This window comes from Pontibacter cellulosilyticus, from assembly GCF_014306105.1.
Taxonomy (GTDB): domain Bacteria; phylum Bacteroidota; class Bacteroidia; order Cytophagales; family Hymenobacteraceae; genus Pontibacter; species Pontibacter cellulosilyticus.
On sequence record NZ_JACRVF010000003.1, the window covers coordinates 521,774 to 538,822 of the forward strand.

Below are 17,049 nucleotides of genomic sequence, written 5' to 3' on the forward strand. Positions count from 1 at the left end.
AAGTGACCTGCCCTCTGCCAGCCCTTTTTGCGGGGCTTTGAAGAAAGCAGGTCACAAAAATATGTAACAATCAGCAGTTTTGCTACAAATTATGCCAATGTAATCTCATTGCTCAGGTAAACATCCTGTATAGCGTTAAGCAACTCAACACCAACCTTCATGTCTTTCTGGAACGCCTTACGGCCAGAGATCAAGCCCATACCGCCCGCACGCTTGTTAATTACAGCTGTACGCACTGCATCTGCCAAATCCGACTCGCCTTTAGACTCGCCACCAGAGTTGATCAGACCGGCACGACCCATATAGCAGTTAGCCACCTGGTAACGTGTTAAGTCAATTGGGTTATCGTTTGAAAGCTCTGAGTACATTTTCTCGTGTGTTTTACCGAAGCCAATCGCTTTAAAGCCTCCGTTATTCTCAGGTAACTTCTGCTTGATAATATCCGCCTGGATAGTTACACCTAAGTGGTTTGCCTGCGCAGTAAGGTCGGCAGCCACGTGATAGTCTGTACCGTCTTTTTTGAAGGCGTTGTTACGCGTGTAGCACCACAGGATAGTAGCCATACCTAACTGGTGCGCTCTTTCGAATGCCTCAGCCACTTCAATGATCTGGCGAGAAGACTCCTCAGAACCAAAGTATATTGTTGCACCTACTGCTGTAGCACCTAAGTTCCAGGCCTCATCCACAGAACCGAACATGATCTGGTCATACTTGTTAGGGTATGTCATCAGCTCGTTGTGGTTGATTTTTACTACAAAAGGAATTTTGTGTGCATATTTTCTAGACATCATGGCCAGGTTACCAAATGTAGTAGCAACGGCATTGCAACCACCCTCGATAGCTAGTTTAATGATGTTCTCAGGGTCGAAGTAAATAGGGTTAGGAGCAAAAGAAGCACCAGCTGTGTGCTCGATGCCCTGGTCTACAGGCAGGATAGAAAGGTAACCTGTTCCACCCAGGCGGCCATGGTCAAATAAAGACTGCAGGCTGCGCAGCACCTGTGGGTTACGGTTAGAGTTTGCAAAAATGCGATCTACGAAATCAGGTCCCGGCGCGTGTAGCTGCTCTTTAGAAATTGTTTTGCTTTCATACTGCAGCAGGCTATCTGCCTCAGAACCAAGTAAAGAAACGATGTTATCGTAATTCATTTGTTTTTTTATTTTGTGTAAGGGACACTTTGAATTGGTGATACAAATATATAATTCTTCTATTTAATTCTATCAATACTTGTGAGATACAGGTTAAATGTATTGACACAGGAATAGCAGCCACTACGGTTGTGGTTTAGATTCCACAGAACATACTTATACCCGGCAAAAAGGTTATGATAAAAAAAGCGCCGATTCCAACTCAGGAAACCGACGCTTTAACAACAGCTAAAGTTTTGCTATTTGCACTCTTCGCTTACCACCTTACCGTTTATAAGCACAGTGCACACATGGGAAGTATATTCAAATGGGTCTCCGTCAAAAAGCACCAGATCTCCGTCCATCCCTTTGGCCAGGGCGCCTACACGCTTATCTAAACCGATGATTTTAGCCGGAGTTGTAGTAATCGCTGCCAGAGCTTGCTCAGGAGCCATACCGTTAGCCACTGCCACACCCGCCTCGAAAAGTATAACCCGGGCACGCGGCACATACGCCTCAAAGCCACTCTGTATTGCTACCGGCACCCCGGCTTTGGCAAGTATACCTGCCGTCTCGAACGACAGATTCTTGTTTTCACCGTATGAGCGAGCCATAGTCGGGTGAAGTATAACCGGCACGCCAGCTGCCTTTATTTCATCCACTAACAAGTAAGCTTCGGCGGCTCCATCCAACACTATACTTAGGTTAAATTCTTTTGCCAGGCGCAACGCAGCCATAATATCGTTTGCCTTGTTTGCTGTGATCAGGGCTTTATACTTTCCATTTAGCACATCTGACAGGTACTCCATTTTAAGGTTGCGGTCCGGGCGTTTGCTGGCATCGGAGTTAGACGCTTTTTTAGCGTAGGCTTGCGCCGCCTGCAACTCAGAGCGCAGCATAGCCATACCTTTGGCAGAGGTTTTAGGAGAGTTATAGTTATCTCCAACAGTTGAGCCCAGCGTAAACGTCACCATTTTAGTGGTATCCATTAACGTGGCAAATCCTTCCGGGGCAGTTTTGATCGTCATCGTCTGTCCGCTGATCAAAGCGCCGGGGCCGTGGCCGGTATTAATGGTGGTGACGCCGTGGCTACGCACCCACCCTATAAGCTCCTCGTTCGGGTTATAAGCATCTATAGCGCGAAGTTCAGGCTGAATGGGTGCTGTTTTCTCGAGTTGCTGCTGGTCGGCGGGTACGTTATAAATACCTGCCAGGCCCACTGAAGTATGAGCATCTACCAAGCCCGGCGTAACCACCTTTGCTGAGTATACTTTATAGTTCTGCGGAATCTGCAGGTTGGCTCCCACGGCTTCTATCTTACCGTCTTTTACCAGCACCACGCCATTTTTGATGGGAGTACCAGCCATGGTATAAACTGTCTCGCCTTTTACAGCGATCTGCGCCAATGCCTGCTGCCCACAAAGTATGGCCATTCCGGCAAGTATGGCAGCGCCTAATTTTACATGATTTTTCATGATGATCTTTTTATGATGAAAGACTATTCGACAAGAGACAATAGAATAGAAAGCCTTTTGCCCTTGGTCAAAAATCAATGTGCATGATAATGGATTTCGCCGCTAAAGGTATTGTAACCGCCTGTAGCAAACTTCTTGTCGTCGGGATTGTGCAGGTCGAAGCGCTTTTTGCCCTCTACCCAGGTTTGCTCTACTTTGGTGTACACGCTGAACGGCTCTCCGTTTAGCACGATAAAGTCAGCGTCTTTCCCTTTCTCCAAAGAACCCACGCGGCTGTCCAGCTCCATCATTTTGGCTCCGGCTATAGTTAGTGCCTCCAAGGCTTTTTCGCGGCTCATACCGGCACGCACACCCAGGGCAGCGCCGCGCAAAAATAACCTTGAGTCAGTAATGCCATCATCGGTATGAAATGCTGTCAACACTCCTGCCTTTTCCAGCGCAGCTCCGTTTGTATTCCGTATCTCCACTGCCTCGGACTTACCTCCCGGAGAATCCAGTGTAATAATAGAAGCTGCCACACCTGCCTTGGCTATTTCGTCGGCTGCTTTCCAGGCTTCGCTTACGTGGTGCAGCACCAGTTTAAAACCAAACTCTTTCTGCAGGCGCAGGGCAGTCAGCACATCATCGTAGCGGTGTGTATGGAAGTGCACCACCCGTTTGCCGTCCAGTATCTCTACCAGTGGCTCCAGGCTTGGCTTGCGCTCCGGCATCTTGTCTGCCTTGCCTTTGGCTGCTTTTATCTTGTTGTTATATGCCTGCGCATCCAGGAACAGCTGCCGTGCCATGGCCGCCGACTTTGCCCGTGTTCCCGGAAACGGAGCAGCTTTCATGGGATTAGTACCGTTAGCCATTTTCATCCCGCCGCAGATGCCGTTGGTCACATCATCACAAAATGCCATATCGCCAATGGTTTTGGCGTCGCGCATCTTCAGGTATACTGTTTGCCCGCTCATCAAATGTCCGGAACCCGGCATTATATTAACAGTTGTTATACCTCCTGCCAAAGCACGTTTAAAGGTATCGCTGAGTGGGTTTATGGCATCAATAATTCGCACATCCGGGTGCAGGGCACCAGAGCCGTCTCCGCCTGAGCCTTCTCCTAAGTGTGAGTGGGTATCAACCAGGCCAGGCATCAGCACCTTACCCGTCATGTCAAATTCTACAGCGTTTTTAGGTGTTTTCACTTTATCGGCAGCACCTACGGCTGTTATTTTACCGTTTTGCACTACCAGTATTCCATTTTCAATGGGCTGGCCTGAGATGGGAATTATTTTGGCACCTTTGAAAACATGAGGCTGATCCTGTGCCAGAAGGGGTTGCCCCCCGAGCAGCAAAGCCATTCCAAAGGCAGCCAATAATTGCTTATTGGATTTCATAAAAGTATAAAGCTGGTAAGGTTAGTTAAGTTTAGCTTATCAACTTAGTGATTTTATACTTTAAATAAAAATCTTCTTCAGCTTTTGATACGCCTGAAGCCAGTGCATCCGGTAAGCCTCTCTTATATATCTATTTGATACTTCACTTCGTTTATATTATCATATAACCATCTAACAATCTGCAACCTATATGAAAACAAAGTATAAACTCCAGCTGCCAAACCAGTACAACCTGCTATTCCTTTTCATAGCCCTACTTTTGAGTTCGTGTGTACCTACCACCAGAATTACAGGCACCTGGAAAAACCCTGACGCAGCAAGTAAAAACTATAACAAAATTGTAGTAGCCGCCCTTACAGACAACATCAGGGCCAGGGAAACAGTGGAAAGCCACATGCAGGCACAGTTCAGAGCCAGAGGTGTAGAAGTAGCCAGAAGTATAGATCTTTTTCCGCCAACTGCCTCCAGTAAAGGAGGTCCGGATATAGACCTGTTGATTGATAAGATGAAGGTCCAGAACTATGATGCTATTATGACCATAGCCCTGATCGATGAACAAACGGAAACGCGCTATGTACCTGGCACCTACGGCTACGCCCCTATCACCCGCTTTGGCTGGTATGGTCGTTTCAGGGGCTACTATAGTTACTGGTACCCAACCCTATATGACCCGGGTTATTACACCGAAGAGAAAATATACTTCCTGGAGACCAACCTTTATGATGAGGACACTGAAAATCTTGTGTGGTCGGCGCAGTCTCAGTCTTATAGCCCAGCCAGCTTAAGAAATGCTTCTGAAAAGCTGGCTGAGATTACTGTTAGCAGGTTGGCACAGGATGGGTTGATCAGGTAGGGTTGATTTATGCCCTCTTGAAAGAGATTATCTACTCCAAAACAGAATAGGGAATTTGGCAGGAGAGAGTTCAAACTATTATAACAACGAGCCTTATCCGCAGGTGCAATCATTCCCTCCCCCTTCGAAGGGAAACTTTTCGCTACTGCTGTTCAATTTATACTTGTACTGTAGCAGAGGTAGAAGTCGAGTATTTATTTTCCCAGCCTTTGGAGTAGTTTCACTCTTCAAGTTCGCTTGGCAGATTGGCATAAAAACAAATCAGCCAGAGCATCAAACTAGAGACTCTGGCTGATTTGTTAAAACTATATTTTATTACTCATTATACAGCACATGCAGCACCGTTTGGCCCACAGCCTTTAGTGTACTCTTACTAATTACATCCATATTATCAGTGTGGCGGTGATGATACGGGCCGAAGTAATCATCAGGGTTATTCATGTTGTACTCGATAATGTCGATCATGCGGATGTTAGCCCAGGCATTTACATAAGAATGATCGTCGGTAATAGCAGGTGCATTTACATACTTAAAGTAGTCGGAGTACCCGATGCTGTTACCCGCTTTCCATACTTTGTCTACTACCTCTTTGGCATACTGCAACGATGTGCCTTCTCTTGCAAACTTGGCTCCCTCTGCTCCCACCATATCCAGAAGTATACCATAACTGGCACGGTAGTTCGGATTATGCTTGTTCTTGCTCCAATACTGTGAGCCCAGGCACCAGGAGTTCTCCATAGTTGCAAATTCACTGTTGTCCGGCTGTCCGTAATCTTCCCCATCGAAAAAGATCATATCTACCCCAACCTCCGGCTTTTGCTCAGAAGTATGAATTGTCCTGGCTATCTCTAGCAGCACCCCTACGCCACTGGCTCCGTCGTTGGCTCCATCTATTGGGCGTTTCGGATCTTTCTCATCTTTGTCAGCAAAAGGGCGCGTATCCCAATGTGCTGCCAACAGCACACGGTTAGCCGCACCCGGGTTGTAAGAGGCGATGATATTACGCAGGTTTAGCATTTTGCCATCAAAGGCACGCATCTGGAAGTTCTGCACCTGCACCTCTGCACCATACTCTTTCAGCTTCTGGATTATCCATTCGCCGGTGGCGTAATGCGCAGGAGTGTTAGGTACACGTGGACCGAAAGCTACCTGCTTCGCAATCAGCGCGTAAGCTGTGTCCGGGTTAAATTCAGGAGCTGCTACCACTGGTCTTTCCTTTTCAACCTCTACTACTTGCTTTGCACCGCCCTTCTCAGCAGAATCGCAGCTGTAAATGCCCAGCGTGCCTGCCGCAACAAGAGCAAGCGCGATTATTTTATTCTTCATATGCCCAGTCTATTCCGGTTTTCATGTCTTTTATCACGATACCCTGCTTCTTCAGTTCAGCACGAATGGCATCCACTTTATCGTAGGCCTTGTTTTCTTTAGCCTCCTTGTAAAAGCCCAGCACCAGGTGCAGCATCTCCTCCATGTCACCAGTCTGCTCTTCCTTCAGGCCAAGCACATCCAGCACTAACTGCTGATAAGTGTTGCGAACAGTATCGAAGGTGCCACGCTCCAAGGTTGTGATATCAATCTGCCCCAGGTATAAGCTATTGATCTTCTTAAGCAGGTTAAACAGCGAAGCAATGGTACGCGCCGTGTTCATATCGTCGTTCAGGCCACGGAAGCAATCCTCCGTCAGCTTCAGCAGTTCCTCATTCAACTTTGCATCAGGTGTTCCCGCATCTTCCGGATACTTCAGCTTCTTCAGCACGTTTAAGCCGTTCATCAGTTTAGTATAACCTTTGCGTGCCGCCTGAAGCGCCTCGTTACTAAAATCGAGGGTACTACGGTAGTGGGCCTGAAGTATAAAAAAGCGGATAGTCATCGGAGAATACTTCTCCTCCAGCATCTCATGGTTGCCACTAAACAATTCGCTCAGGTTAATAAAGTTGCCCAGCGATTTACCCATCTTCTGCCCATTTACTGTGATCATATTGTTATGAACCCAGTACTTGGCGGCATCGGTGTGGTTGTTGCTTGCCTGGCTCTGTGCTATCTCGCACTCGTGGTGCGGAAACATTAAGTCAAGTCCGCCTCCGTGTATATCAAAAGTAGTACCCAGATACTTGCGGCTCATGGCAGAGCACTCCAGGTGCCAGCCCGGAAAACCGTCGCTCCACGGCGATGGCCAGCGCATGATGTGCGAAGGCGATGCTTTTTTCCATAGCGCAAAATCCAGCGGAGAACGCTTGTCGCTTTGTCCTTCGGTATCGCGGGTATTCGCCATCAGGTCCTCAATCACGCGGCCAGAAAGTTTACCATACTTGTGCTGCTTGTTGTAAGCCGGTACATCAAAGTATACCGAACCATTCACCTCGTAAGCCAGGCCGTTACCCAGTATCTCCTGTATCATCTCGATCTGCTCAATGATATGGCCTGATGCACGCGGTTCTATATCAGGGCGAAGCACGTTCAGTTTGTCCATGTCCTGGTGGTAGATGTTGGTGTAGTGCTGTACTACTTCCATCGGCTCCAGGTGCTCCAACTTGGCTCTTTTTGCAATTTTATCTTCACCTTCGTCGGCATCGTTCTCCAGGTGGCCAACGTCGGTAATGTTTCTTACAAAGCGTACTTTATACCCCTGATTCTTCAGGTAGCGGTACAGCACATCAAAGGTAACGGCGCTGCGGGCGTGGCCCAGGTGAGGTTCTCCGTAAACAGTTGGGCCGCACAGGTACATCCCTACAAAGGGGGCGTGCAATGGCTCAAACTCTTCTTTTTTCCGCGTTAGCGTGTTGTATAGGTTCAGTTTCTGTTGCATGGTTCTTTTAAAGTATAGGCACCTGCGGCAGCCGTACTTATTTATTCGCCTTTATACTTTGGCGTTTGCTGTTTCAAAACTATAAATATTGTGCCCTTTCTCCTAACGCTACTCCTGCGCCTTAGGCTGAAGCACATACTTTGCCGAGATCGGGAAATGATCCGAAAGCCCCATTTCGTAATGTGTTTCAAAATCGTAGGCCTGCAGTGCTTCGCTGTAAAACTGGTTGTCGATGCGCAGAAACGGCAGTGGCCCATTGTATGTTGCCCCTATCCCGGAACCAGCCGCCACAAAAGCATTCTTGAGTTCCTCGGCCATCTCGTTATAAGTATAGCTGAAAGGGATGTCGTTAAAATCGCCGGAAATAATTACCGGATAAGGCGACTCGCGGATATGCTCCAGCAACAGCTCCACCTGGTTGCCCCGCGCCACAAATCCACGCTTCAAACGCCGGGCCAGGTTACGGCCTTCTTTTTTAAAGCTTTCCTCGTTTCCAATAGCCGAGTAAGTATTTTCAATGTCTTGTGACTTTATACTCATCGACTGAAGGTGTGCTGAGTAAATACGTACCGTATCGCCTTTTACATCTACATCGGCCCAGATTGCCCGGTTAACGTGAGATTCACCGAAACGGATAACACCTTTATTTACAATGGGGTACTTTGAAAAGATCGCAGTTCCAACGTCTGCCTTGTTCCGATCTACATAAGACACCGAGAAGAACCTGTACCTGTTGTAGCGATTACCGATCTTGCTAATGGTGTTGTAAGTGCTGGACCCGCGGTTGCTGTAAAACTCCTGTAGGCAGATAATATCAGCAGGATGCGTGGCTACCCACTCTATCATATCCATAGAGGCTTCTATCTCACTTCCATCGTGGTTGGTATAAGCATTGAATACGTGGGTGTTAAAACTGAGCACCTGTAACGTTTTAGCCCCAGCGGCAACTTCCTCTTCAAAATTTATAGAAGCGAGGCGAGCATAGTAACCCCAGCCAAATATAAACACCGAGAGCGGCAGCACAACCAGCCATGAGCGGCGCAGCAGCCAGTAAAGCAGAAACAGAAAATTGAGCGCCAGCGGGGCCGGTAACGAAAAGGCGATGAAGGCAGCTGGCCAGAACTCTGCCGGCGGCACCTGCAGGCACAGCACGCCCAGCAATATCCAAAGCACCACCAAGGTGTTCAGGGTAAGCCACACGCGCCTGCGTATCGATCTAAAACTTGCCGCCATATTAGCAAACTTACAAATTATGCTTTTATCTATGCTATTTCTGCCACCAGAATATATTTATACTTGCATAAACTCCATACCTTAAACATGCGAACTATAAATAGAGCTGGTTTGTTATTTTTTGCTGACCTGTGATGGCAGCGGGTGTCCGAGTTTAATCCCCTTAGTTTGATGCTCAAATTATTTAAAAGCTTAACTACACGCACTATGTTGTATATATAATGTTTTTGTAGTAAATTTGTGGCGTTATTTCAAGGAGATGAGGGGACAAAAGAAGTCCCCTTCTTTATTTCTTAACCACTGACTATGGCACTTACTGCGCAAACCATAAAAGCAATGGCGGAGGAAAGCCTCCCCGACAACGATCTTTTTATAGTGGATGTTGCTGTATCTGACACGGCAGTTCGCCCTAAAATAACAGTGCTGGCCGATGGCGAGCAGGGCATTACCATAGACCAATGCGCCACCATCAGCCGCCGCATTAATGCTAAAATAGCAGAGGCGTTCGGAGAGGAACTGGCTTATGTACTGGAGGTAAGCTCTCCGGGTGTAGATTTTCCGCTTACACAGCCACAGCAGTTTAAGCGCAACGTAGGCCGCAATTTAAAGGTAAAGCTGCAAGGCGGCACCGAGAAAACAGGCAAACTGGAAGAAGTAACAGAAACAGGAATTAATCTGCTGGAGGAAATAAAACAAAAAGGCAAGAAGGCAACGTATGTGCCTGTGCAAATACCTTACGGGGATATTGTGAAAGCAAATGTTGTAATATCATTTAAATAAAAAGATAATGAACAGTTCAGTCCTGATCGAGTCGTTCGCTGAATTTGCGAAATTCAAGAACATTGACCGTCCGACCATGATGCGTATACTTGAAGACGTATTCCGCACCATGATACGCAAAAAGTGGGGTACCGACGAGAACTTTGACATCATCCTGAACGTGGAGAAGGGTGACCTGGAGATTTGGCGCAACCGCGAAATCGTGGACGACAACTCGGAGGACATCTGGGACCATGATAAGATAAGCCTTACCGAGGCACGCAAGATTGAGCCTGACTTCGAGGTTGGTGAAGAAGTATCGGAGGAGATACAACTGGAGGACTTTGGTCGCCGTGCTGTACTTACGGCACGCCAGACTCTGATCCAGCGCATCAAGGACATGGAGAAGGAATTGCTGTTCCAGAAGTATAAAGACCAGGTTGGCGAGATCATCTCAGGTGAAGTATACCAGGTATGGAACCGCGAAGTATTACTACTAGACCAGGAAGAAAACGAACTGCTTATACCAAAAGGAGAGCAGATACCAAAAGACCGTTACCGCAAAGGCGACGTAGTACGTGCCGTAGTACAGCGCGTTGAGATCGTGAATGGTAATCCTAAGATTATACTTTCTCGTACTTCTCCTGCGTTCCTTGAGCGTTTGTTTGAGAACGAGGTACCGGAAATATTTGATGGCCTGATCGCTATCAAGAAAATTGTTCGTGAGCCAGGTGAGCGTGCTAAAGTAGCCGTAGAATCTTTCGACGATCGCATTGACCCGGTAGGTGCCTGCGTAGGTATGAAAGGATCTCGTATACACAGCATCGTGCGCGAACTGGAGAACGAAAACATTGACGTAATTAATTATACAGATAACCTGGAGCTATACATTCAGCGTGCCCTTAGCCCTGCTAAGATCAGCAGCATGAAAATAGACGATGAAACAGGCCGTGTGTCTGTGTTCCTGAAACCAGACCAGGTGTCCCTTGCAATCGGTAAAGGCGGCCAGAACATTAAACTGGCGAGCAAACTGGTTGACATGGAAATTGACGTATTCCGTGAGTCTGAAACATACGAAGAAGACATCAGCCTGGAAGAATTTACCGATGAGATCGAAGACTGGGTAATTGCAGAACTTCGTCGCATCGGCCTTGACACTGCGAAGAGTGTGCTGGCAGTAAGCAAAGAAGATTTGCTGCGCCGCACAGAGTTGGAAGAAGAGACAATTGATGACGTGCTCTCTATACTTCGCGAAGAGTTGGAAGAAGAAGATAACCAATAGTTGTTAGTTGTGCTTCGTTCGTATAATTTTGAAAAGATTTTACTGCGGAGCACAGCTAAACCCTTTAACAGAGGCAGCTATACTTTAACATTAGAATTTTAAGACAGCATATAGAACAACATGGCAGAAGAAACAACAAGGAGGCTTAAACAGGTTGCGACTACTTTAAACATTGGTACATCTACCATTGTGGACTACCTCTCTGCTAAAGGTTTTGACGTGGAGAATAGGCCTACCACCAAAATCACAGCAGAGCAGTTCAATATGCTGGCTAAAGAATTCGCGTCCTCAATGCAGGATAAGCAAGAAGCAGAAGAGCTGAACATCGGCAAGAAACCGCAGAGCAACCAGGTTATTGAGTCGGAGCCACAGCAACATGCTGAAGTTAAGAAGCCTAACGAGCCAGAGCAGGAACTGCAGATTAAAACAGTACACCAGCCGAAGCCAGCGGCTGAAGAGCCAAAGGCACCTGAGCCGGCTCCGGAAAGCAAATTACCTGGCATCAAAGTTCTAGGTAAGATAGAGCTTGACGCCAAAGGGCGTCCTGTTCCTAAAAAAGCTGAACCACAGCCAGCAGCTCCTGAACCAGAGGCTCCTAAAGCTTCAGCTGCTCCGGCACCTGAAGCTAAGAAAGAAGAAACTCCGAAGGAGGAGGCGCCAGTAGCGCAGAAGCCTGCTGCACCTACTACTCCTGAGGCCCCTGAGGCCCCTAAAGCACCTGAGCCAAAAGAGGAACCTGCCGCACCTAAAGCGGAGGCACCTCAGCAACCGGCACAAGAAAAGCCTGCTGCAGCTCCAAAAGCTGAACCAACTACACCGCCTGCTGAACAGCAAGCACCTGCAACACCTGCCTCGGCACCAGCTGCTGAGACATCTGCTGCAGATAACGATAATAAAGAACCAATAGAAACGATTACAGGAAAAGCCGACCAGCTAAAAGGTCTGACTGTGCTTGGCAAGATTGAATTGCCAACAGAGTCCAGACGAAAAGGACCTAAGCCGGTAGCATCTTCTGACGAGAAGAAAGGCAAAAAGAAAAAACGTAAACGCATTATGGTGGCCACAGAAGGTGGTCAGCAAGGCGGACAGCCAGGACAACAGCAGGGTCAGCGCCCTCAAGGCGGACAACAGCAAGGTGGACGTCCTGGTGATAGAAACCAAGGAGGACCGGGCCAACGCCCAGTCAGACCAGCCGGAAAAGGCGGACCACGCAATGCCCCAGCTCCAAGACCTGACAAAAAAGAGGTTACGGACAAGGAGATTCAGGAGCAGATTAAAGCAACACTTGCAAAACTGAGCGGTGGTAAAAGTGGCGGTGGTAACCGTGCTAAGTATCGCCGTGAAAAACGCTCAGCCATTGCCGATGCTACAGAAGAGCGTCGAATGCAGGAGCAGGCCGAGTCTAAAACACTTAAGGTAACTGAGTTTATCTCTGCCAACGACCTTTCGTCGCTGATGGATGTGAGCGTGAACGAGGTTATTAAGGTGTGTATGCAGCTTGGCATGTTCGTTTCAATTAACCAGCGTCTGGATGCTGAGGCCATCACGATTATTGCGGATGAGTTTGGCTACGACGTTGAGTTCATGACAACGGAAGAAGAGCAGGCCCTGGAAGAGATGCAGGAAGAGAACGAGGAGGACCTGGTAGAACGCGCTCCGATCGTTACGATCATGGGTCACGTTGACCATGGTAAAACTTCCCTACTCGACTACATCCGTAACGCAAACGTTACAGCCGGTGAGGCCGGTGGTATTACGCAGCACATTGGTGCCTACAAGGTAAAAACTGAAAGCGGCCGAAATATCACATTCCTTGATACACCAGGTCACGAGGCCTTTACAGCGATGCGTGCTCGTGGTGCCAAGGTAACTGACGTTGTAATCATTGTGGTAGCAGCTGACGACGCGGTAATGCCTCAGACAAAAGAGGCTATCAACCACGCACAGGCAGCCGGTGTACCAATCATCATTGCTATAAACAAAGTAGATAAGCCATCTGCTAACCCGGACAAGATTCGTGAGGAACTTTCTCAGATGAACATCCTGGTAGAAGAGTGGGGTGGTAAATACCAGTCTCAGGAAGTATCTGCAAAATCTGGCTTAGGTGTAGAAGACCTGCTGGAGAAGGTATTGCTGGAGGCTGAATTACTGGAGCTGAAAGCTAACCCAGAGCGTCATGCTATTGGTACCGTAATCGAAGCATCTTTGGATAAAGGCCGTGGTTATGTAGCTACCATGTTGGTACAAACAGGTACAATGCAAATCGGAGATGTAGTACTAGCCGGTTCGCACTACGGTAGAGTAAAAGCCATGACTGACCACCGTGGCCGTAAAATGAAGGAAGCAGGCCCAGCAACACCAGTACAGTTGCTAGGTTTAGATGGTGCACCGCAGGCAGGTGATAAGTTTGTGGTAATGGATTCGGAGCGTGAAGCTCGTGAAATTGCCTCTAACCGTTCGCAAATGCAGCGTGAGCAAAGCTTGCGTACACGTAAGCATATTACACTTGATGAGATCGGTCGTCGTTTGGCAATCGGTACATTTAAAGAGCTTAACGTGATCGTGAAAGGTGACGTGGATGGTTCGGTAGAAGCACTTTCTGACTCCCTGTTGAAGCTGTCTACGCCTGAGGTTCAGGTAAGCATCATCAACAAAGGTGTGGGTGCCATCTCTGAGTCTGACGTATTGCTGGCTTCTGCTTCAGATGCGATCATCATCGGTTTCCAGGTACGTCCGTCAGTAAACGCACGAAAACTGGCCGAGCAGGAGCAAATAGACATCCGTCTGTATTCAATCATCTACGATGCAATTAACGAGGTGAAGGATGCGATGGAAGGTATGCTTGCCCCTACTCTGAAAGAGGAGATTGTTGGTAACGCAGAGGTACGCGACGTATTCAGGATCAGCAAAGTGGGTACGATTGCAGGATGTATGGTTACAGACGGTACAATCCAGAGAAACTCGAAAGTACGTTTAGTACGTGACGGTATTGTGGTACTGGACGGTGAGATACTTGCCCTGAAGCGCTTCAAAGACGATGTGTCTGAAGTAAGACAAGGCTACGAGTGCGGTATCAGCCTGAAAAACTACAACGACATCCAGGTAGGCGACATCATCGAGGCTTACACAGAGAAAGAAGTGAAGCGTAAGCTTTAATTAAAGTATAAAAAGCAGAAAGCCCCGGTTACCAAAAGTAGCCGGGGCTTTCTTGTTGTTGCACAAATAAAGAAGCCACTCCTGAGGGAGTGGCTTCTTTATTTTATATTTTAGTTCCTACGTTTTTGCTGCCGCTTTAAACGCTTTTTATCGCGCTTGTGCTTTTTCATCATCTCTTCTTCCTTCTTCAGGATCTCCTTCATCTTTTTACTCTTGGCAATCTTCTTCTTTTCAAAAGATTTGCGGCGGCTGCCTCTATCATCTTCATACTCATTGTATCTTTTGTCCAGCCCCTGCCCTCTTCTGCCAACAGCATCCGCGGAACTGCCTTTAGTCTGCACTTTAGAGGTTCCCCAATATTCGTCCTTTGATTTTGTACTGCTCTGGGCAGAAGATTGCGCCTGCGCCTCAGAAAAGGATAGAAAACAACCAAGCGCCAGCACCAATAGAAACAATTTCTTCATATCAACCTGTGTGTGTTTAGTAATACAACGCAGAAAAGCGTGTAATGTATATATTTAAATTAAGAACAGCACAGAAAACTTTAAAAGTTCAGCTACTGGAAACTATAAGAGATACCGATGCCTAATGTTTCTTTTACCTGCAGCCGCGGTCCTTTTTTTGCAGATGCACCGGCTTCACTGGCAGGTATGATTATGTTTATGTCATCGTCATAGATCATGTGCACAAACAAACTGGCAGAAATAAGTTTGTTTACTTTAAAGTTGATTAGATTCTCCCAGTTCACATCTATGTTCTCAGGGTTTTGCAGGTAATTAGAAAACAAATCGAGTTTAGACTGGAAAATAACATTCTTCAAAATCTCCTCTCTGTATCTTACATTAACATACCCACCAAACTCCTTACGAAGTCGCTCCCCTGTGCCCGGGATAATCTCTCCTGCTGCATTGCGCTCGGCAGGTTCCACACCGAAGGCTCCTCTGTCTGCCAATGTCTGCAAGCGCACAAATGTGAACTTACCTGTAACAGGCGATATAAAAACCGACAACTTATCATTTGGTTTATAGTCCATACCCAACGAAGCAAGCACAAAGGCAGGTGCCAGGAAATCAGACAGGATGGTATCGCGGGACGCAGTGTAGGTGGAGGTAAGTTGCGTTTTTAAATTTACCTGTGCAGAATAAAACCAATCTTCAGAAGCACGATGGCCATACTTAGTGTTTAGCTCAAGTTTATCGTCGCTCTTGCGCAAACGCTGATTCTCCAGCTTTAAAGTGCCATACGTTATATCCAAAGCATTATCCCAGGTGTGGTGGCCTTGGGCGTAGTTCGCATGTACATTAGCTATTCCTAACACGGATACAGAGCTTTGCCCTCCGGCGGCCCAGTTACTCAAACTTACCTGGCTAAAATTTATAGTACCGGTACCCCCAAAATCCCAGATGTTGGCGGAGTCAGGAGAAACAGAATTGTCTTGCCCAAAAGATGGAACAACAGCTAAGAAAAAAAGAACGGATGCGTAAAGGGTGTTTTTAAGTATAGATGTGATCATTTATAAAGGATTGTTTCGCTGCGGCGGCAGCAATATTCAAATTTTTGTATGCTTATACTTGCTTTTGCTCCGGTGTGTTAGGAACATTGTCATTTTTGAGCAAATCACGGATCTCAGCCAACAGCATTTCTTGCTTATTACTAGGTGGCGCAGGTTTAGCCGCCTCTTTTTCGCGTAGCCTGTTAATAGTTCGTACAAGTATAAAGATGGCGAAGGCGATGATCAGGAAATTAACAACAGCCTGTAAAAAGCTCCCATAGTTAATAGATACGGCCTGCTCTACCACTTCCCCATTTGCCACAACAGCCTCTTTTAGCACAAGTTTTAGCCGGGAGAAGTCAACGTTACTAATCAGCAAGCCCAGTGGAGGCATAATAACATCATCAACCAATGACTTGGTTATTCCTCCGAATGCGGCACCAATCACCACACCAACAGCCAGATCAATTACATTGCCTTTTACAGCGAACTTTTTAAACTCAGAAAGAAGACCCATCTTTTAAATTTAAAGGTGAAATAAAAACTTTATTATACTTTATACTTATACACAGAAGCACATTTAGCACTCTCGGAAGCGATGGTTGCACTAAGGCAGGCAAACCAATTAGCTAATCAAGAATTTAACTAAATTACTATATTTGTGCTGAAAAATTAAGAATAGAAAAGGCGAAAAACCTATGGCTACATACGAAAACCTACTGCTCGAACTGAACAATGGCATCTTAACCATTACAATTAACAGAGCAGATAAGCTAAATGCACTTAACATCGATACAATCCGCGAAATCAAAACTGCTATTCAGCGGGTGTATGACGACGAGGATGTAAAGGGTGCCATTTTTACAGGTGCTGGCCAAAAGGCATTTGTAGCAGGGGCTGATATTTCGGAGATTGCTGAACTTAGCGAGGTGAATGCGCGCAGCTTTGCAGAAAGAGGCCAGGATGTTTTCGCTATGATAGAGCGTTGCAATAAACCAGTAATTGCTGCTGTAAATGGATTTGCGTTGGGTGGTGGTTGCGAGTTAGCCATGGCATGCCACATGCGCGTAGCCAGCGAAAATGCCCGCTTCGGACAGCCAGAAGTTAACTTAGGCGTAATACCAGGCTACGGCGGCACGCAGCGCATGACGCAGTTAATTGGCAAAGGCAAAGCCATGGAGCTGATGATGACCGGCGACATGATTACAGCAGAAGAAGCTAAAGCGCTAGGACTTGTAAACCATGTAGTACCGCAGGAAGATCTGCTGCTGAAGTGTACTGAGATACTGAACAAGATCATGAGCAAAGCCCCGCTAGCTATCGGATTGGTGATCGAGTGTGTGAACGCGGTGTTTAATAAAGATGAAAACGGCTACCAAACAGAGGCTAACTCTTTTGCCCGTTGCTGCTCATCCGACGACTTTGTAGAAGGCACCAATGCTTTTCTTGAGAAACGTAAACCTGAGTTCAGAGGCGTTTAATTCCCATCA

14 protein-coding genes are annotated in these 17,049 nt (G+C 47.0%); 5 read left to right on the forward strand and 9 right to left on the reverse strand.

Annotated elements, in window-relative coordinates; translation table 11 throughout:
- Positions 1 to 89: 89 nt before the first annotated feature.
- The 3 genes from H8S84_RS13125 to H8S84_RS13135 form a co-directional block, all read right to left on the reverse strand.
- Positions 90 to 1,148, reverse strand: coding sequence for a class I fructose-bisphosphate aldolase (locus H8S84_RS13125; protein ID WP_187067786.1), 1,059 nt, complete (start codon positions 1,146 to 1,148; stop codon positions 90 to 92).
- Positions 1,149 to 1,387: 239 nt separating this feature from the next.
- Complete coding sequence (locus H8S84_RS13130; protein ID WP_222621653.1) at positions 1,388 to 2,602, reverse strand: amidohydrolase family protein; 1,215 nt, start codon at positions 2,600 to 2,602, stop codon at positions 1,388 to 1,390.
- Positions 2,603 to 2,676: 74 nt separating this feature from the next.
- Complete coding sequence (locus tag H8S84_RS13135; protein WP_187067787.1) at positions 2,677 to 3,978, reverse strand: amidohydrolase family protein; 1,302 nt, start codon at positions 3,976 to 3,978, stop codon at positions 2,677 to 2,679.
- A 190-nt stretch (positions 3,979 to 4,168) separates the two neighbouring features.
- Here H8S84_RS13135 and H8S84_RS13140 point away from each other — a divergent pair, with 190 nt between their 5' ends.
- Positions 4,169 to 4,831: a hypothetical protein gene (locus H8S84_RS13140; protein WP_187067788.1), complete on the forward strand. Its 663-nt coding sequence runs from the start codon at positions 4,169 to 4,171 to the stop codon at positions 4,829 to 4,831.
- 315 nt (positions 4,832 to 5,146) lie between these two features.
- On the opposite strand, the gene H8S84_RS13145 is transcribed toward H8S84_RS13140, so the two are convergent.
- The 3 genes from H8S84_RS13145 to H8S84_RS13155 all read right to left on the reverse strand — a co-directional run bounded on the left by H8S84_RS13145 (position 5,147) and on the right by H8S84_RS13155 (position 8,870).
- Positions 5,147 to 6,157: a M28 family peptidase gene (locus tag H8S84_RS13145; RefSeq protein ID WP_187067789.1), complete on the reverse strand. Its 1,011-nt coding sequence runs from the start codon at positions 6,155 to 6,157 to the stop codon at positions 5,147 to 5,149.
- Positions 6,147 to 7,637 (reverse strand): cysteine--tRNA ligase, encoded by a 1,491-nt coding sequence (gene cysS, locus H8S84_RS13150; protein ID WP_187067790.1) that lies wholly within the window; start codon positions 7,635 to 7,637, stop codon positions 6,147 to 6,149. The genes H8S84_RS13145 and cysS overlap by 11 nt, the downstream gene beginning before the upstream one ends.
- Positions 7,638 to 7,745: 108 nt before the next feature.
- Positions 7,746 to 8,870: an endonuclease/exonuclease/phosphatase family protein gene (locus tag H8S84_RS13155; protein ID WP_187067791.1), complete on the reverse strand. Its 1,125-nt coding sequence runs from the start codon at positions 8,868 to 8,870 to the stop codon at positions 7,746 to 7,748.
- 306 nt (positions 8,871 to 9,176) lie between these two features.
- Here H8S84_RS13155 and H8S84_RS13160 point away from each other — a divergent pair, with 306 nt between their 5' ends.
- The 3 genes from H8S84_RS13160 (at position 9,177) to infB (ending at position 14,067) form a co-directional block, all read left to right on the forward strand.
- Positions 9,177 to 9,650, forward strand: a complete 474-nt coding sequence (locus tag H8S84_RS13160) for a ribosome maturation factor RimP (protein WP_230407172.1) — start codon at positions 9,177 to 9,179, stop codon at positions 9,648 to 9,650.
- Between the two features lie 7 nt (positions 9,651 to 9,657).
- A complete protein-coding gene (nusA, locus tag H8S84_RS13165) occupies positions 9,658 to 10,911 on the forward strand; it encodes a transcription termination factor NusA (protein WP_187067792.1) in 1,254 nt (417 codons plus the stop codon).
- A gap of 120 nt (positions 10,912 to 11,031) precedes the next feature.
- Entirely contained in the window at positions 11,032 to 14,067 is a 3,036-nt protein-coding gene (gene infB, locus H8S84_RS13170; protein ID WP_187067793.1) for a translation initiation factor IF-2, read from the forward strand.
- A 110-nt stretch (positions 14,068 to 14,177) separates the two neighbouring features.
- Here infB and H8S84_RS13175 read toward each other — a convergent pair whose 3' ends face one another.
- The 3 genes from H8S84_RS13175 to mscL form a co-directional block, all read right to left on the reverse strand.
- Positions 14,178 to 14,531, reverse strand: a complete 354-nt coding sequence (locus H8S84_RS13175) for a hypothetical protein (RefSeq protein ID WP_187067794.1) — start codon at positions 14,529 to 14,531, stop codon at positions 14,178 to 14,180.
- A gap of 92 nt (positions 14,532 to 14,623) precedes the next feature.
- Positions 14,624 to 15,580, reverse strand: a complete 957-nt coding sequence (locus H8S84_RS13180) for a DUF3078 domain-containing protein (protein ID WP_187067795.1) — start codon at positions 15,578 to 15,580, stop codon at positions 14,624 to 14,626.
- A 52-nt stretch (positions 15,581 to 15,632) separates the two neighbouring features.
- Positions 15,633 to 16,076 (reverse strand): large-conductance mechanosensitive channel protein MscL, encoded by a 444-nt coding sequence (gene mscL / locus H8S84_RS13185; RefSeq protein WP_187067796.1) that lies wholly within the window; start codon positions 16,074 to 16,076, stop codon positions 15,633 to 15,635.
- A 181-nt stretch (positions 16,077 to 16,257) separates the two neighbouring features.
- Here mscL and H8S84_RS13190 point away from each other — a divergent pair, with 181 nt between their 5' ends.
- Entirely contained in the window at positions 16,258 to 17,040 is a 783-nt protein-coding gene (locus H8S84_RS13190) for an enoyl-CoA hydratase/isomerase family protein (protein ID WP_187067797.1), read from the forward strand.
- Positions 17,041 to 17,049 lie beyond the last annotated feature (9 nt).

Bases quoted from the DNA above. Each gene is read 5' to 3' on its own strand.
- H8S84_RS13145 (WP_187067789.1), bottom strand. From the start codon at position 6,157: ATGAAGAATAAAATAATCGCGCTTGCTCTTGTTGCGGCAGGCACGCTG.
- H8S84_RS13140 (WP_187067788.1), top strand. From the start codon at position 4,169: ATGAAAACAAAGTATAAACTCCAGCTGCCAAACCAGTACAACCTGCTA.
- H8S84_RS13190 (WP_187067797.1), top strand. From the start codon at position 16,258: ATGGCTACATACGAAAACCTACTGCTCGAACTGAACAATGGCATCTTA.
- H8S84_RS13175 (WP_187067794.1), bottom strand. From the start codon at position 14,531: ATGAAGAAATTGTTTCTATTGGTGCTGGCGCTTGGTTGTTTTCTATCC.
- cysS (WP_187067790.1), bottom strand. From the start codon at position 7,637: ATGCAACAGAAACTGAACCTATACAACACGCTAACGCGGAAAAAAGAA.
- H8S84_RS13125 (WP_187067786.1), bottom strand. From the start codon at position 1,148: ATGAATTACGATAACATCGTTTCTTTACTTGGTTCTGAGGCAGATAGC.
- H8S84_RS13130 (WP_222621653.1), bottom strand. From the start codon at position 2,602: ATGAAAAATCATGTAAAATTAGGCGCTGCCATACTTGCCGGAATGGCC.
- H8S84_RS13135 (WP_187067787.1), bottom strand. From the start codon at position 3,978: ATGAAATCCAATAAGCAATTATTGGCTGCCTTTGGAATGGCTTTGCTG.
- H8S84_RS13160 (WP_230407172.1), top strand. From the start codon at position 9,177: ATGGCACTTACTGCGCAAACCATAAAAGCAATGGCGGAGGAAAGCCTC.
- nusA (WP_187067792.1), top strand. From the start codon at position 9,658: ATGAACAGTTCAGTCCTGATCGAGTCGTTCGCTGAATTTGCGAAATTC.
- mscL (WP_187067796.1), bottom strand. From the start codon at position 16,076: ATGGGTCTTCTTTCTGAGTTTAAAAAGTTCGCTGTAAAAGGCAATGTA.
- H8S84_RS13180 (WP_187067795.1), bottom strand. From the start codon at position 15,580: ATGATCACATCTATACTTAAAAACACCCTTTACGCATCCGTTCTTTTT.
- H8S84_RS13155 (WP_187067791.1), bottom strand. From the start codon at position 8,870: ATGGCGGCAAGTTTTAGATCGATACGCAGGCGCGTGTGGCTTACCCTG.
- infB (WP_187067793.1), top strand. From the start codon at position 11,032: ATGGCAGAAGAAACAACAAGGAGGCTTAAACAGGTTGCGACTACTTTA.